Genomic DNA, 15,084 nt, shown 5'->3' on the forward strand with positions numbered 1-15,084 from the left:
ATCAGCCGGTGGTGGGCCGGCCGATCCGGCTGCTGATCTCCAGCGCGACCTCGCGGGCCGCTTCGAGCGCCTCCTCCAGGTCCGCGGTCGGCAGCTTCTCGCCCCACACGTTCTCGGTGTCGCCGCAGTCGGAGGAGTCCTGCTTGAGCAGGAAGAACGCCGAGTGGGCGGTGAACAGCGCCATCGTCGCCCGCAGCCGGTCCCGGAACCCGGCGTCGGGCCCGTGCACCAGCTGCATCATGGTGATCACGCGCTCCCGGAAGGCCAGCCCGGCCGGGGACTCCCGCAGCGCGGGCTGGTTCTCGTGGAAGAAGCGCAGCAACGGGGCCCGCTCGGTCATCCCGTCCGCGTAGCGCCGGATCAACTCGTCGCGCATCTCCGGGCTCCAGGCCTCCTGCTCCCGGCCCCACGCGATGATCTCGTCGATCGGCGCGGCCATCCGCTCCACGATGCCCAGGACGATGTCGTCCTTGGTCTTGAAGTGGTAGTACAGCGCGGCCTTGGTGACGCCCAGTCGGTCGGCGATCTCACGCAGCGAGGTCTGCTCGTAGCCCTGCTCCGAGAAGAGCTCCAACGACACCTCGATGATGCGAGCCCGGGTGTCGCTGCGGGGGCTGTGCGGAGTGCCCATGGCCTGCCTCGTTGACTGCGTCGGTGACGGCTGCGGTGACTTGCTGCGGTGACGGCTGCGGACCCAGGGTGGCGTCCGCCCCGGGCCCATTCTCCCTGCCCAGGCGCTCGGTCTTAAAACTGGCTTGACGACCGGCTAGTAAAAAGCCTACCGTGCCGACGATCGATAAACTAGCCGGGCGTCAAGTAAGTGATCCGCACCGCGGCGCGAGGCCCGTCCGAAACACCCCTCCGGGAGACCCCACCCCATGTCACAGTCCAAGACCGCCGGCCCGGTACCGGAGGACAAGGCGACCGAGGAGGAGCAGCCGCGGTCACCCCGCGAGATCCGCCTCGTGATGGTCGGCCTGGTCGTCACGATGCTGCTGGCCATGCTCGACAACCTGATCGTCGGCACCGCGATGCCGACCATCGTCGGCGACCTCGGCGGCGCCGAGCACCTCTCCTGGGTGGTCACCGCGTACACCCTGGCCACCGCCGCCTCCACCCCGATCTGGGGCAAGCTCGGCGACCTCTACGGTCGCAAGGGCATCTTCCTGACCTCGATCGTGATCTTCCTGGTGGGCTCGGCGCTGTCCGGCCTGTCCCAGAACATGAACGAGCTGATCGGCTTCCGCGCCGTGCAGGGCCTCGGCGCCGGCGGCCTGATGGTCGGCGTCATGTCGATCATGGGTGCGCTCGTCCCGCCGCGTGACCGCGGCAAGTACCAGGGCATGTTCGCCGCCGTGATGGCCCTCGCCACCATCGGCGGCCCGCTGGTCGGCGGCTTCATCACCGACCACCTGAGCTGGCACTGGACCTTCTACATCAACCTGCCGCTCGGCCTGATAGCCCTCGCCGTGGTCGTCGTCACCCTCAAGCTGCCGAAGGTCACCAACACCGCCCGGATCGACTACCCGGGCGCCGTGCTGCTCACCGCGGGCATCACCTCGCTGGTGCTGATCACCACCTGGGGCGGCCAGCAGTACGCCTGGGGCTCCAAGGAGATCCTCGGCCTGGCCGCGCTCGCCGTCGCCTCGCTGATCGCCTTCTGCTACGTGGAGCAGCGGGCCCAGGAGCCGATGCTGCCGCTGAGCCTCTTCAAGAACCTGAACTTCACCCTGGTCTCGATCATCGGCTTCGTGGTCGGCTTCGTGATGTTCGGCTCGACCGTCTTCCTGCCGCTCTACCAGCAGATCGTCCAGGGCGCCTCGGCGACCAACTCCGGCCTGCTGCTGATGCCGATGATGCTGGGCATGCTGGTCGTCTCGCTGGTGGTCGGCCAGACCGTCACCAAGACCGGCAAGTACCGGATCTTCCCGATCATCGGCACCATCGTGATGACCGCCGGCATGATCCTGCTCTCCACCATGGGCGTCGGGACCAGCAGCTTCACCTCGGCCTGCTGGATGGTCGTGCTCGGCGCCGGCATGGGCTTCCTGATGCAGATCACCATGCTGGTCGCCCAGAACAGCGTCGAGCTCAAGGACATGGGCGTGGCCAGCTCCACCGCCACCCTGTTCCGCACCATCGGCGGTTCCTTCGGTGTCGCGCTGTTCGGCGCCCTGTTCAACAACCGGGTGAAGGACACCATGACCGCGCGCCTGGGCGAGCAGGCCTCGGCCGGCGGCGGGGCGAAGGACCCGGGCCAGATGGGCCCGGCCGAGCTGCGCAAGCTGCCCGAGGTCGTCCAGGACGCCTACCACCACGCGGTGTCCAACGGCATGCACACCGTCTTCCTGTGGGGCGCCGGGGTGGCCGTGATCGCCATCGCCGCCGCGGTCTTCCTGCGCGAGGTGCCGCTGCGCGGCACCGGCAAGGGCGAGAAGCCGGCCGAGGCCTCGCTGGAGGCCGCGGCCGTCTGACGACCGCCCACCGACGACGGCGCCCCCGGGAAGGGATCTCCCGGGGGCGCCGTCCTCGTTGTCCGGGAGGCTTCGCCGCCGACTACTGGGGCAGCCGGTAGACGCCCTGCTCGACCGGCTCGACCAGGCCGTCGGCGACCAGGCCGTCCAGGGCCCGGGCACGCTGCACCGCGTCCGGCCAGACCGCGTCCAGCCGGGCCTGCGGGACGGTGCCGTGCGCCTCGCGCAGCACCGCGAGCAGCTTGCCGCGCACCTGGCGGTCGGTGCCCTCGTAGGTCTGGCCGCGCCGGGCCGGGCCCTCGTAGGGCGGGCGGCCGGCCCGCTGCCAGGCGCAGACGGTGAACAGCGGGCACTCCCCGCACTCCGGGCCCCGGGCGGTGCAGACCAGGGCTCCCAGCTCCATCACGCCGACCGCCCAGGTGGCGGCCGTCCCCGCGTCGTCCGGCAGCAGCGCGGTCGCGGTGCGGCGCTCGGCGGCGGTGGTGGCGGTGGCCGGGTACTCCACGCCGGTCACCGCGCGGGCGAAGACCCGGCGGACGTTGGTGTCCAGCACCACGTGCCGCTGGCGGAAGGCGAAGGAGGCGACGGCCGCAGCGGTGTACTCCCCCACCCCGGGCAGCGAGAGCAGCGTGGCGTGGTCGTCCGGGACCTCCCCGCCGTGCTCCTCGGTGATCGCCACGGCGGCCGCGTGCAGGCGCAGCGCGCGGCGCGGGTAGCCCAGCCGGCCCCACAGCCGGACCGCCTCGCCGGGCGCCTCGGCGGCGAGGTCGGCGGGGGTGGGCCAGCGGGTCATCCAGGCCTGCCAGGCGGGCAGCACCCGCTTCACCGGGGTCTGCTGGAGCATGAACTCGCTCACCATGACGGCCCAGGGCGTCGCGTCGGGGGTCCGCCAGGGCAGGTCGCGCTTGCTGGCCTCGTACCAGTCGATGACGGTCGAGTGCAGCAGCGGCAGGGGCAGTGGCGGCGCGGGGGCGGCTTCGGTGGCGGTGATGGCAGTCATGGCCCTTCGATCCTCCCACGGCCGCGGAGCCGGACCGAAGCGGATGCGAGGGCTCCGGACGGACCGTTCTCCCCCGGTTTCCGCTCGGGTCTCCCCTCGGGTCCCCACCCGGGCTCCTTCCGGGCTCCAGCCGGTTTCCGGCCGGGCATCCGGGTGAAAGGACTCCCTCGAACGGATCAAATGGCGGATCATGTGAAAGAAGGGGCGACTGTGCGGTGTTGGTGAGTCAATCGCCACACGCAGTCCCATAGAGTTTGATCGTGCCCTCTTTGCGTCAACCCGTGGGACCGCTGCCGGCCTCGATCTACTGGCGTCGGCGTGTCGTCGTGCTCGTCGCCGTCGCGGCGGTCGTCGCCCTGATCGCCTGGCTGATGACCGATCAGGGCGGGGGCGGTGACGGCGGCTCGTCGAGCAAGGCCGCGCAGCCCGTACCGTCCCAGAGCCAGACGCCCGCTCAGGCGATCACGCCCGGCGCCTCGCCGAGCGGCCCCGCGGCGCACCCGGCCGGCGGCTCCGGCGGCGGGCCGGTGGCCAGCGGCGGCGGCAGCGAGGTCGGCCTCAGCGGCGGCGCCACGGGTGGCGGCGCCGGCGGGGCCGGCGGCGCGGGCGGGACCGGTGGGTCCGGCGCCTCGGGTGGTTCCGGCGGCGCGGGCGGTTCCGGTGGCGGCAGCCCGGCGCCCGGCGGGGCCGGCGGCTCGGGTGGCGGCGCCCCGGCGGTGAACACCGCCGAGGTGATGGCGCTCCCGGTCTGCTCCTCCTCGCAGGTCGCCCTGGAGCTGGCCGGCACCCAGAACTCGTACCAGCCCAAGGACAAGCCCAAGCTGGCGCTGACGGTCAAGAACTCCTCCGGTGCCAACTGCCGGGTGGACCTGGGCCGCACCGCCTCCGTGATCACGGTCAGCAGCGGCAGCAACAACGACCGGGTCTGGTCCTCCGGCGACTGCCCGCCCGACAAGGGCAACATCTGGGTGCAGATCCCGGCGAACGGCAGCCAGACCGAGACCTTCACCTGGGACCGCAGCCGCAGCAAGCCGCAGTGCGCGACCGCCGACCAGACCGCCCCGGCGAACGGGACGTACGTGGTGCTGGCGGAGCTCACCGGGCTCTCCGGCGACAAGGTGTCGGCCCGGACCTCGATCCGACTGGACAGCTGAACGCCCGTCACGCCCCTTGTGTGAAGCCCCACGGAGCCCCCGACCGCCGAGCAGTCGGGGGCTCCGCGCGTCGGCCCGTCAGGGCGCTCAGGGGCCCGGGAACGCGGAACGGCCCCCGAGGAAGCGTTTCTCCGGGGGCCGTCCGTGGTCCGCTGCGCGTCCGGTCAGACGTAGCGCTCCAGGATGGACGATTCGGCAAGGCGGGACAGGCCCTCGCGGACCGAGCGGGCCCGGGTCTCGCCGACGCCCTCGACCGTCTGCAGGTCGTCGATGCTGGCCGCGAGCAGCTTCTGCAGGCCGCCGAAGTGCTCGACCAGGCGCTCTATCACCGTGTTGGGCAGGCGCGGGATCTTCGCCAGCAGGCGGTAGCCGCGCGGGGAGACGGCGGAGTCCAGGGACTCCGGCGTGCCGGAGTAGCCGAGCGCCTTGGCGACCGTCTGCAGGTCCAGCAGCTCGGCGTGGGTGAGCGCCTCCAGGTCGGCCAGCACCTCGGTGACCGTGCGGCCCTTCTTGGCGGCGCGCTCCGGGAAGTAGTCCCGGGCGACCAGTTCGCGCTCCGGCTCCACGCCCGCGATCAGCTCGTCCAGCTGGAGCGAGAGCAGGCGGCCGTCGATGCCGAGCTCCAGCACGTAGCCGGCGATCTCGGTGGCGATCAGCCGGACCATCTCCAGCCGCTGGGCCACGGCGGTGACGTCCCGGACCGTCACCAGGTCCTCGATCTCCAGCGCGGAGAGCGTGCCGGCCACCTCGTCCAGGCGCAGCTTGTAGCGCTCCAGGGTGGCCAGCGCCTGGTTGGCACGGGAGAGGACGGTGGTGGAGTCCTCCAGCACCCGGCGGGTGCCGTTGACGTACATGGCGATCAGCCGCATCGAGTGCGAGACCGCGACCACCGGGTAGCCGGTCTGCCGGTTGACCCGCTCCGCGGTGCGGTGGCGGGTGCCGGTCTCGTCGGTGGGGATGGTGGAGTCCGGCATCAGGTGGACGCCGGCCCGGACGATCTTGGTGATGTCCTTGTCCAGCACCACCGCGCCGTCGAGCTTGCACAGCTCGCGCAGGCGGGTCGCGCTGAACTCCACGTCCAGGACGAAGCCGCCGGTGCAGATCGGCTCGACGGTCTTGTCGAAGCCCAGCACGATCAGGCCGCCGGTGTTGGCCCGCAGGACCCGTTCCAGTCCGTCACGAAGCGCGGTACCGGGCGCGATGGCGGTGAGGGAGGCCCGCAGCAGGGCCTCCTCACGGGAGGCCTTGTCCGCCCCCCGGTCGCTGGCTGCCACGTGACTCCTCCGGTCGACCCCGTGCCGCGCGCCTCGCGCCGTGCGCCGGTCCGCGGTCTGTTGCTCTGTCGCTCAGTACCGCTCCGGTACTGCCTTCTGGCCAATGAGACTGGGGAAAGTCTAACTGCGTGCGGCTTCGGCAGGGCTTGGGTCAGCGCAGTTCGTCGGAGTCGAGCGGCTCCCAGCCGTCCATCAGCTCCTCCGGGTACGCCGGGACCCGGGGTGCGCGGGGCGCCGGCGGGGCCGACGGAGCCTCACCACGCGCCTCCGTACGGGCCTCACCGCGGGCCTCGGAGCGGCCCTCGGAGCGCGACTTGGCGGCGGCCCGGCGGCGGCCCGGGATGGCCCGCAGCGCCTCGCCGATGTCGGCCACCTCGACCACCTTCATGCCCGGCGGCACCTTGCCCGGGTCCGGCGGGACCAGGGCGTGGGTGAAGCCCAGCCGGTGCGCCTCGGCCAGCCGGCGCTGCACCCCCGTCACCCGCCGCACCTCGCCGGCCAGGCCGACCTCACCGATCGCCACCAGGTTGCTGGGCAGCGGGGTGTCGGTGGAGGAGCTGGCCACCGCGAGCGCGACCGCGAGGTCGGCGGAGGGCTCGGTGAGCTTCACCCCGCCGACCGTCGCGGTGTAGATGTCCTGCTTGCCGAGCTTCACCCCGCCGTGCCGCTCGACCACGGCCAGGATCATCGCGATCCGGGGCGACTCCAGGCCCGAGGTGGTGCGTCGCGGGGAGGGGATCTGCGAATCCACCATCAGCGCCTGCACCTCGGCGACCAGCGGGCGCTTGCCCTCCAGGGTGACGGTGAGGCAGGTGCCCGGGACGGGCTTGTCACGCCTGGTCAGGAAGAGGCCGGACGGGTCGGCCAGGCCGACGATGCCCTCGTCGTGCAGCTCGAAGCAGCCCACCTCGTCGGTGGCGCCGTAGCGGTTCTTGACCCCGCGGATGAGCCGCAGCCGGGCGTGCCGGTCGCCCTCGAAGCTCAGCACCACGTCCACCAGGTGCTCCAGCAGGCGGGGGCCGGCGATCTGGCCGTCCTTGGTGACGTGGCCGACCAGCAGGGTGGCCATGCCCCGCTCCTTGGAGGCCCGGATCAGCGCGCCCGCCACCTCGCGGACCTGGGCCGGGCCGCCGGGGGCGCCGTCCAGCTCGGCGGAGGCGATGGTCTGCACCGAGTCCAGGATCAGCAGGCCGGGGTTGACCGCCTCGATGTGCCCCAGCACCGCGCCGAGGTCCTGCTCGGCGGCGAGGTAGAGGTGCTCGGAGAGGGCGTTGATCCGGTCGGCGCGCAGCCGGACCTGGCCGGCCGACTCCTCGCCGGTGACGTAGAGCGTGCGGTGCCGGTCGGTGGCCGCCTTGGCCGCGACGTCCAGCAGCAGGGTGGACTTGCCGACGCCGGGCTCGCCGGCCAGCAGCACCACCGCGCCGGGCACCAGGCCGCCGCCGAGCACCCGGTCCAGCTCCGGCACGCCCGTGGAGCGGGCCGTCGCGACCTGGCCGTCCACCTGGGCGATCGGCCGGGCGGGCGCGCTGACCGGGCCGGCGGCGGTGGTGCGGATCGGCACCGCGCCGTACTCCTCGACCGTGCCCCAGGCGTTGCACTCCGGGCAGCGGCCGACCCACTTCGGCAGCTGGTTGCCGCACTCGGTGCAGCGGTAGGCCGGGCGCGGCTTGGCGGTGGTCTTGGAACGCGGAGGCATGCGGCCCACGGTAGCGGCTGGGTGTGACAGCGGCGGACCACCGCCGGACCGGACGCGCGCCCACACAGATGGGCGATGTTGTTACCCGAAAGAAGTACATACGCGGCGAACGGCGGGGACGGACCGCCCGCTGCTCCTACCGTCGGACGGGTGACAACGCGAACTGTTGGGCCCGTCGGGGCGGCGGACGCCGTGCTCGCGGCGTACGACCGGCAGGTGGACGGCCTGTTCACCTACTGCCTCTCGGTGCTGTGCGAGCACGACGCGGCGGCCGGCGCCCTGCGTGAGGTCCGCGAACTGGCCCGGCGGCACGGCAACCGGCTGGCCGAGCCCGGACTCGTCCGGGCCTGGCTCTTCTCACTGGCCCGGTACTGCTGCCTGCGGCGGCTCGCGGAGGGGGCCTGTTTGGAGGGCGGGAGCGGGCCGGAGGGCGGGAGCGGCGCGGGGCCCGGGGCCGAGTCGACCGGGGCGGAGGCGCCCGGGGCGGAGGCGGTCCGGCGGCGGCGCGAGCTGGCCTCGCTCGCCTGGCCGGAGGCCGCCGGTACGGACCCGGAGCAGCGCGAGGCGCTGGAACTCTCCGTCCGGCACCGGCTGACCCCGCTGGAGGTGGCGGCCGTCCTGGGCCTGCCGTTCGAGCGGACCCGGGCCCTGCTCGCCGCCGCCGAGGCCGAGGTGGCCCGGACCAGGGCGGCACTGCTGGTGCTCGGGGTGGGCAGCTGCCCCGAGCTGGACCGGCTGGGCGGGGCCGGGGCCGAGTCCTGGCGGGACTGGGTGCTCGGCCCGGCGCTGCGGCGGGAGCTGGTGCAGCACGTGGTGGACTGCCCGACCTGCCGGGGAACGGCGGAGCGGGTGGCCGCCGGCGGGGCGGCGGAGGGCGCGTCCGGGCTGTCTGGGCTGTCCGGGCTGTCGGGGCTGCCGCTGCTGACGGCGCCGGTCGCGGTGGGCGGCGCGGCGCAGCCCCCGGCGGCAGGGGCGTCGGGGCGGCGGGGTACCGCGGCGGCCGAACCGGGGCTGCGCTTCGACCACGGCGGCTTCCCCCGGCACCGGGCGCCGGACGCGGGCCGGAGCCTGGCGGTCCGTCGGCGGGTGGTGACCACCGGGGTGCTCGCGGCCGTCCTGGCGGCGCCGGTGGTGGCGCTCTGGGCCGGGCACCGGGGCGGCACCGGGGCCGGGGCGGCGGCCTCGGTGTCGGCGGTACGGGTGGACGGGGCCGGATCGGACGCCGAGCAGCGGCCGCCCTGGTCGGCCGGGGTGGGCGCGGGCGGCGGTGCGGGGATGCCCGGGCTGGAGCTGGCGGGTGCGGGTGGCGGTGGGGCGGGTGACGGGAGTGGCGGGAGTGGTGCAGAAACGTTGCTGCCCGGCTTTCCGCGGCTCACCCTCCAGGGGCCGCTGGTCCCCGTGCCGGCCCGCGGCGCGACCCCGCTCGGCAGCCCCGCCCTGGTCGCCGCCCCGGCCCCCGCGGTCGAACAGGCCTCCGCGCCGGGCGCGGGCAACCCGGCGCCCGCCGGGCTGCTCACCGTCGAGGCCGGGGAGTACGGCAGCCGGACGGTGCTCACCCTCACCAACTCCGGCACCACGGAGATCCGCTGGCACGCGGTGACGGACGCCGGCTGGCTCCGGCTCAGCCGCGACTCGGGGACGCTGGCGCCGGGGCAGCGGATCACCGTGATCGTCACCGTGGACGAGGACCTCGCGCCCACCACCCACTGGACCGCCCGGATCGCGCTGCCGCCCTCCCAGGCGGTGGTCACCCTGGAGGGCGGACCGCAGAACCGGGGCGGTACCGCGTCCTCCTCGGCGGAGCCCTCGTCGGGGAGCTCGACGGGGAGCTCGACGGGGAGCCCGGCAGGGCCTTCCTCGGGGCCTGCTCCCTCGGGGCCTTCGTCGGCCTCCGCCTCGCCCTCCTCGCCGGCATCGCCTTCGACGACGGCCCCGGCCCAGCCCACCGCGACGCCGAGCCGGACGGTCCCGCCGTCCCCCTCCGGATCGCCGAGCAGCGCACCCGCGACCACGGCGTCTCCGACGGCCGGCGCCTCGCCCCACCCGACGGGAGCCGCGACGGGGCACTAGGCAGGCGGGCCGCAGTGCCGCGTGGAGTGGGAAGTCGGCCGGGTCGACTTCCCACTCCGCGTGCTGTGGGTGGGGCGGCGGGAGCGGGGGGCAGGCGGGGGCGGGGCGTCAGTGGCGGTGGATCGGGGGGACCTGGTAGGTGCCGTCCAGGACCGGCGGCTTCGGGCGGTAGAGCCGGATGATCGGGCGGAACTCGCCGAGCGGGGTGGGGAGCCAGTTGGCGGCGGCCGTCGGGTCCTCGGGCGGTTCGTGCTGGAGGGTCACGGTCAGCGAGCCGTCCGGGCCGTAGACCAGGCCGGGGGTGCGGTCGCCGATCGAGTAGCGGTCCTCCGGGTTCTCCACCAGGTAGTAGTCCGGCACCGAGTACATCGTGACGGACCAGAAGGCCTCGGCCGGCGGGGGCTCCTCGAAGCGGAGGGTGTAGCTGTCGGCGCCGGTGAGCGGGCGGCCGTCGGAGTCGTCGTAGGTCATCGCGTACGAGGCCTCGTACGCGTGGTTGCCCCACAGGCCGGCCCGGGCGGCGGCGGCCCGGCTGAGGTAGGCGGCGCGGCGGTCGGGGATGCGCCACTCGGGGTCGTCCAGGGTGCCGGGGCCCAGGTGGTCGATGTTGTAGTCGAAGAGGTGGAGCGCCGAGCGCCACTCGCCGAGCGGGTGGTCCTCGGGCGGGCGGGTCGCGTCCTCGACCCGCTCCCGCCCGGCGGCCAGGCCCTTGGCGAGTGCGAGGGTCCACTCGGCGGCGGCGGCGCGGTACGGGGAGGCGCCGTCGTCCAGCAGGCCGAGCGGGGCGAAGCGGCGCTGGTACTCGATGTCGGGGGTGGCCGGCGGGAAGGCCTGCATCCACACCCGCAGGCGTTCGAAGAAGGCCAGCCGCTCGGGGACGTCCGGGTCGGGCGCGGGGACTCCGGCGACCAGGCCGCCGGGCTCCAGCGGCTCCAGGGCGAGCGCGGCCTGGAGGGCCTTGACCCGGGGAAGGTCGTCCGGGCCGTCGCAGGCGAACCGGCCGACGATCGTGCCGACGGTGGTGGGCAGTTCGATCACCCGGGCCGGGTCCGGCGCGGTGCCGTGCCAGTCCGGCGGGACGACCAGCCAGGTCTGCGCCGCGGTGCCGGTGGCGCGGCTGCCGAGGTAGGCGACGTTGTCCGTCCAGGCCCCGATGAACTGCAGCACGTAGTAGGCGCCGGCGGTGTCCGGGACGTGCAGCACCTGCGGGCCCTCGGAGAGGTCCAGTTGGGCGATCGAGTAGATGGTGTCGTTGTTGACCGAGACGAAGTGGTCGCCGGGGCCGGCCAGCCGGGTGGCGTGGCTGAAGTGGTTGAACGGCGCCGCCGGGAGGGTGCCCAGGCCGCCCTTGGCGAAGCGCTCGACCATGGTGAGGCCGGCGACGAGCGGGTAGCCGTAGACGTAGGCGTCGGCGGCCAGGGCCTCCAGCTCGGGCAGGTTCATCGGGGTCCTTCGTCGGGTCGGTGCCGGGGCGGGGCAGGGCGGGAGTCAGCGCGGGGTCGGCGCGGGGTCAGCGCGGGGTGAGCGGCGGGGGCTGCCAGCGGCCGTCCAGTACGGCGGCCTCCGGGCCGTGGATCCGGAGCACCACGGCGAACGGGCCGTCCGGGGCGGGCAGCCAGTTGGCGGAGTGGTCGGCGTTGGCGGGGCGCTTGTGCTGGAGGTAGAGGGTCAGGCCGCCGTCCGGGTCGCGGACCAGGCCGGGGGTGTCGCCGCCGACCGAGTAGCGGTCCAGGGTGTTGTCGACCAGCCGGTGCCCGGGGAGCGCGTACACGGTCACGGACCAGAAGAAGCGGGCGGGTGGCAGGGCGTCCGGGGCGAAGCGGATCAGGTGGTCGCGGTCGGCGGCGTTCGGCGGGCGGCGGCCCTCGCTGTCCGCCGCCCAACGGCCGTACCAGACCTCCTCGGTGGGCAGTCCGTACGGGTCGAGCTCGGCGGCGACGGCCAGCCGGAGGAAGTCCCCGCCGAGTTCCTCGCGGGTGCCGAACAGGCCTGCGGAGTCGCGGAGTTCGGCGACCGCCCGGGTCAGCCGGGCGCGGCCGTCGGCGATCCCGCGGCCGAGTTCGGCCCGTACCTCCAGCGGGAGGGCGGCGGGCTCGAACTCGCCGCGGCCGTCGACGCCGAGGTCGGTGAGGCGGCCGCGCAGCGCGGTCTCGGCGGGCGGGAGTGCGTCGGTCGGCGGGAAGAAGCCGAGCAGGAAGTCGAGGAAGGTGAGGAACTCGACGCCCTCCGGGACCTCGTCGCGCCAGACCGGCCAGACCGGTTCGGGGGCCGGGGCGGGGGCCGGGGTGCCCGCGTACGCGTGCAGCGGGCGCAGCCGGTACTGCTCCTGGACGGCCCGTAGTGCGGTGAGGTCGGCGGGGGTGTCCCCGGACAGGCGGGTGCGGCCGACGACGCCGACCAGCCGGGTGGCGGTGCGGATCACGCCGGTGATGCCGGGCGGGACCTCGCCCTGCCAGTCGGGGCCGGCCACCAGGAAGTCCCCGGCGTCCTGGCCGGTGGTCCGGGAGCCGATCAACCCGGCCGGCAGGGTGTCGAGTTCGTGTACCGCGAGGGCACGGTAGTCGTCCGTGGCGGGCACCGAGAGCACCCAGGGTTCGGCGCGCAGGTCGAGCCAGGCGCGGGAGGGGAGGGTGTCGTTGTCGGGGGTGACGGCGTCGGTGTCGGCGGGCCCGGCCGGCCGGGTGGTGTGGCGGAAGACGCCGAAGCCGCCGACGTAGCCCGGGTCGGCGTCGTCCAGGGCCTGGGTGTAGAGGGCCCGGTAGTTCCGCAGGAGGGGGTGGGCGCGGATCCAGGCCTCGGCCGCGGTCGCGCGGATGGTGGCCGGATCGACGAGTGCCGGGTTGACCATGCTGTCGCTCTCCCAGGCCGGATCAGGCAGACAAGGGCAGGTAAGTGCAGACAAGGGGTAGATCAGGACGCATCAGGGCAGATCGGTACACCTGGGATGCTAAGGGGGGTGGGTGGGGGTGGCATGTCGGGCGGCGCCCGCGGCGGGCGGATCCGGTCCGGCGCTCTGCCCAGCGCTAACCCGGGCGTGGCGGCGGGCCGGCGGGGACAGGCTGAGCGGTATGAAGATCCTCCTGCTCGGGGGCTCGTCCTTCCTCGGACGTGCCTACGCCGCCGAGGCGCTCGCCCGCGGCCACCAGGTCACCACCTTCAACCGCGGCCGCAGCGCCCCCGACCTGCCCGGGGTCGAGGCCGTCCGGGGCGACCGCGACAGTGCCGAGGACCTCGCCCGACTGGTCGAGGGCCGCCGCTGGGACGCCGTCGTCGACACCTCCGCCCGTCAGCCCGCCCAGGCCGCGCTCTCCGCCCGGCTGCTGCGCGGACGGACCGACCACTACACCTTCGTCTCCTCGGTGCACGCCTACGCCGACTGGGCCACCCAGGTGATCACCGAGGACTCCCCGCTCCTCCCCTGCCCCGCCGACACCCCGCCCGACCAGCCCTTCGGGCGCGAGTTGAAGGCGGGCGGCGAGCGCGCGGTGCTGGCGGGCTTCGGCGCCGAACGCACCCTGGTGCTCAGCAGCGGACTGCTGATCGGCCCGTACGAGCTGGGCGGCCGGCTGCCCTGGTGGCTGGAGCGGATGGCCCGCGGCGGGCGGGTGCTCGCGCCCGGCGATCCGGAGCGGACCATCCAGGTGATCGACGTCCGGGACTTCGCCGCCTTCGGGCTCGACCTGCTGACGGCCGGGACGGTCGGCCGGTTCCTCACCACGGCGCCGCCCGGGCGGCTCACCTTCGGGCAGTGGCTGGAGACCTGCCGGGAGCTCGCGGGCGCGGCCGGCACCGAGCTGGTCCCGGTCGGGGACGCCGCCCTGCTGGCCGAGGGGCCGGACCAGGTCGGCCCCTGGCTCGAACTGCCCTTCTGGGCGCCGGACCTGCCGGAGTGGCGGTACATCTGGCAGGTCGACAGCAGCCGCGCCGAGGCGGCCGGGCTGCGCTGCCGCCCGTTCGCGGAGACCGCCCGGGACACCTGGGAGTGGCTGCGCGCCCGGGGGCCGGCCGAGGACACCGATGCCGAGGGGCGGAAGCTGGTGCCGGGGGCGCCGTTCACCCAGGGGATCGAACCGGCCAAGGAGCAGCGGCTGTTGGCCGCACACGGGTGAGGCGCCCGGGGGCGGGGGCCTCGCGCGGAGCCTGAGCGCGGAGCCCGAGGGCGGGGGCCGAGGGCGGGGGCCGGTCCCCGCCCCGGCGGGCCTCGCTCAGTGGCTGCGGCGGGTCACCAGTTCGGCCAGCGCCAGCAGTTCGTCCGCCGCGGCCGGCTCCGGTACGGCCACGGCCAGCTGCGCCATCGCCGCGGCCATCCGCTCGCAGGACTCGCCCTGCGCCCAGCCGCGCCCGCCAGCCTCGTCGACGGCCGCCGCGCACTGCGCCAACTCTGCGGTGGTGAGCGGGCGTTCGAGCGCGTAGAGCTCGCCGAGCCGGGCCCCGGCAGGGGTGCCGGAGCCGAGCGCCTTGACCACCGGCAGCGACTTCTTCCGGGCGACCAGGTCCGCGCCGACCGGCTTGCCGGTGACCGTCGGGTCCCCCCAGATGCCGATCAGGTCGTCGATCAGCTGGAAGGCCAGGCCGATCTCGCGGCCGAAGCCGTCCATCGCCCGGGCCGCCTCCTCGGAGCCGCCGCCGTACAGCGCGCCCATCGCGCAGGCGGCGCCGAGCAGGGCGCCGGTCTTGGCCTCGGCCATCGCCAGGCACTCGGCGAGCGAGACGTCGTTGCGCTGTTCGAAGGCGCAGTCGATCTGCTGGCCCTCGCAGAGCTCGACCACGCAGTCGGCGAGCCGGCGGATCGAGCCGCGGGCGGCCGGGTGGGCGTCCTCGGCGACCAGGCGCAGCGCCAGGGAGTGCATCGCGTCGCCGGCCAGGATGGCCTCGGTGGTGCCGAACACCCGCCAGGCGGTGGGCCGGTGGCGGCGGGTGTCGTCCCGGTCGATGACGTCGTCGTGGAGCAGGGTGAAGTTGTGGACCAGCTCCACGGCGGCGGCCGCGGCGGCGGCCGTCCCGGGGGTGCCGCCGAGGGCCTGGGCGGCGGCGAGGACCAGGGCCGGGCGGATCGCCTTGCCGGAGGAGGACTCGGAGGGCGTGCCGTCCGCCTCCCACCAGCCGAAGTGGTACCCGGCGACCTTGCGCATCGTGCCGGGCAGCGAGTCGACGGCGGCCCGCAGGACCGGGTCGACCAGGCCGCGGGCGCGGGCGAGGATGTCCGCGGCCTCGTGGCCCTCTTTGTGGTCCCGCTCCAGCGTGGAGCTCGTCATGGGTTCCTCCCCCGTATGTCGTGGGACGGCCGGCCCGTCGGGCGGCCGGGTTGCGCCGGGGCGGCGGGCCGGTGGCCGTGCACACCGCGGCGCGGGGGCCGCCCCCCGGGGGGGGGGCGCCGCCGGCGGCCGGGCGGGCGGCGAGGGGCGCCGCCGCA

Annotated in this window: 11 protein-coding genes; 4 read left to right on the plus strand and 7 right to left on the minus strand. The window is 74.7% G+C overall.

Features of this window, described 5'->3' with window-relative positions:
• Position 1 precedes the first annotated feature (1 nt).
• Positions 2-631: a TetR/AcrR family transcriptional regulator gene (locus tag ACFV8H_RS28525; protein WP_380405501.1), complete on the minus strand. Its 630-nt coding sequence runs from the start codon at positions 629-631 to the stop codon at positions 2-4.
• 247 nt (positions 632-878) lie between these two features.
• Here ACFV8H_RS28525 and ACFV8H_RS28530 point away from each other — a divergent pair, with 247 nt between their 5' ends.
• Complete coding sequence (locus ACFV8H_RS28530) at positions 879-2,474, plus strand: MDR family MFS transporter (RefSeq protein ID WP_380405504.1); 1,596 nt, start codon at positions 879-881, stop codon at positions 2,472-2,474.
• 82 nt (positions 2,475-2,556) lie between these two features.
• On the opposite strand, the gene ACFV8H_RS28535 is transcribed toward ACFV8H_RS28530, so the two are convergent.
• Positions 2,557-3,474: an A/G-specific adenine glycosylase gene (locus ACFV8H_RS28535; RefSeq protein ID WP_380405507.1), complete on the minus strand. Its 918-nt coding sequence runs from the start codon at positions 3,472-3,474 to the stop codon at positions 2,557-2,559.
• Between the two features lie 281 nt (positions 3,475-3,755).
• On the opposite strand from ACFV8H_RS28535, the gene ACFV8H_RS28540 reads away from it, so the two are divergent.
• Positions 3,756-4,628, plus strand: coding sequence for a hypothetical protein (locus tag ACFV8H_RS28540; RefSeq protein ID WP_380405510.1), 873 nt, complete (start codon positions 3,756-3,758; stop codon positions 4,626-4,628).
• Positions 4,629-4,792: 164 nt separating this feature from the next.
• Here ACFV8H_RS28540 and disA read toward each other — a convergent pair whose 3' ends face one another.
• Positions 4,793-5,851, minus strand: a complete 1,059-nt coding sequence (disA, locus tag ACFV8H_RS28545; RefSeq protein WP_350507754.1) for a DNA integrity scanning diadenylate cyclase DisA — start codon at positions 5,849-5,851, stop codon at positions 4,793-4,795.
• Positions 5,852-6,053: 202 nt separating this feature from the next.
• The gene (gene radA, locus ACFV8H_RS28550; protein ID WP_380405513.1) at positions 6,054-7,601 is read right to left on the minus strand and encodes a DNA repair protein RadA; all 1,548 of its coding nucleotides are present in this window, start codon (positions 7,599-7,601) and stop codon (positions 6,054-6,056) included.
• A gap of 150 nt (positions 7,602-7,751) precedes the next feature.
• On the opposite strand from radA, the gene ACFV8H_RS28555 reads away from it, so the two are divergent.
• Entirely contained in the window at positions 7,752-9,671 is a 1,920-nt protein-coding gene (locus ACFV8H_RS28555) for a hypothetical protein (RefSeq protein ID WP_380405516.1), read from the plus strand.
• Between the two features lie 108 nt (positions 9,672-9,779).
• Here ACFV8H_RS28555 and ACFV8H_RS28560 read toward each other — a convergent pair whose 3' ends face one another.
• Both ACFV8H_RS28560 and ACFV8H_RS28565 read right to left on the minus strand, forming a co-directional pair.
• Entirely contained in the window at positions 9,780-11,114 is a 1,335-nt protein-coding gene (locus ACFV8H_RS28560) for a DUF1254 domain-containing protein (RefSeq protein WP_380405518.1), read from the minus strand.
• Between the two features lie 67 nt (positions 11,115-11,181).
• A complete protein-coding gene (locus ACFV8H_RS28565) occupies positions 11,182-12,519 on the minus strand; it encodes a DUF1254 domain-containing protein (RefSeq protein ID WP_380405521.1) in 1,338 nt (445 codons plus the stop codon).
• A gap of 220 nt (positions 12,520-12,739) precedes the next feature.
• Here ACFV8H_RS28565 and ACFV8H_RS28570 point away from each other — a divergent pair, with 220 nt between their 5' ends.
• Positions 12,740-13,780 carry an NAD-dependent epimerase/dehydratase family protein gene (locus tag ACFV8H_RS28570; RefSeq protein ID WP_380405524.1) on the plus strand — a complete coding sequence of 347 codons (1,041 nt, stop codon included), beginning with the start codon at positions 12,740-12,742 and terminating at the stop codon, positions 13,778-13,780.
• 96 nt (positions 13,781-13,876) lie between these two features.
• Here the strand turns inward: ACFV8H_RS28570 and ACFV8H_RS28575 are convergent, their stop codons facing one another.
• On the minus strand, positions 13,877-14,926 hold the full coding sequence (locus tag ACFV8H_RS28575; protein WP_380405527.1) for a family 2 encapsulin nanocompartment cargo protein polyprenyl transferase: 1,050 nt from the start codon (positions 14,924-14,926) through the stop codon (positions 13,877-13,879).
• Between the last annotated feature and the right edge of the window lie 158 nt (positions 14,927-15,084).

Origin of the sequence: Kitasatospora sp. NPDC059827 (genome assembly GCF_042731675.1) — a bacterium.
Classification (GTDB): Bacteria; Actinomycetota; Actinomycetes; order Streptomycetales; family Streptomycetaceae; genus Kitasatospora.

Coding starts and splice junctions, on each gene's coding strand:
- ACFV8H_RS28570 (WP_380405524.1), top strand. CDS start 12,740: ATGAAGATCCTCCTGCTCGGGGGCTCGTCCTTCCTCGGACGTGCCTAC.
- ACFV8H_RS28525 (WP_380405501.1), bottom strand. CDS start 631: ATGGGCACTCCGCACAGCCCCCGCAGCGACACCCGGGCTCGCATCATC.
- radA (WP_380405513.1), bottom strand. CDS start 7,601: ATGCCTCCGCGTTCCAAGACCACCGCCAAGCCGCGCCCGGCCTACCGC.
- ACFV8H_RS28535 (WP_380405507.1), bottom strand. CDS start 3,474: ATGACTGCCATCACCGCCACCGAAGCCGCCCCCGCGCCGCCACTGCCC.
- ACFV8H_RS28575 (WP_380405527.1), bottom strand. CDS start 14,926: ATGACGAGCTCCACGCTGGAGCGGGACCACAAAGAGGGCCACGAGGCC.
- ACFV8H_RS28530 (WP_380405504.1), top strand. CDS start 879: ATGTCACAGTCCAAGACCGCCGGCCCGGTACCGGAGGACAAGGCGACC.
- ACFV8H_RS28560 (WP_380405518.1), bottom strand. CDS start 11,114: ATGAACCTGCCCGAGCTGGAGGCCCTGGCCGCCGACGCCTACGTCTAC.
- ACFV8H_RS28565 (WP_380405521.1), bottom strand. CDS start 12,519: ATGGTCAACCCGGCACTCGTCGATCCGGCCACCATCCGCGCGACCGCG.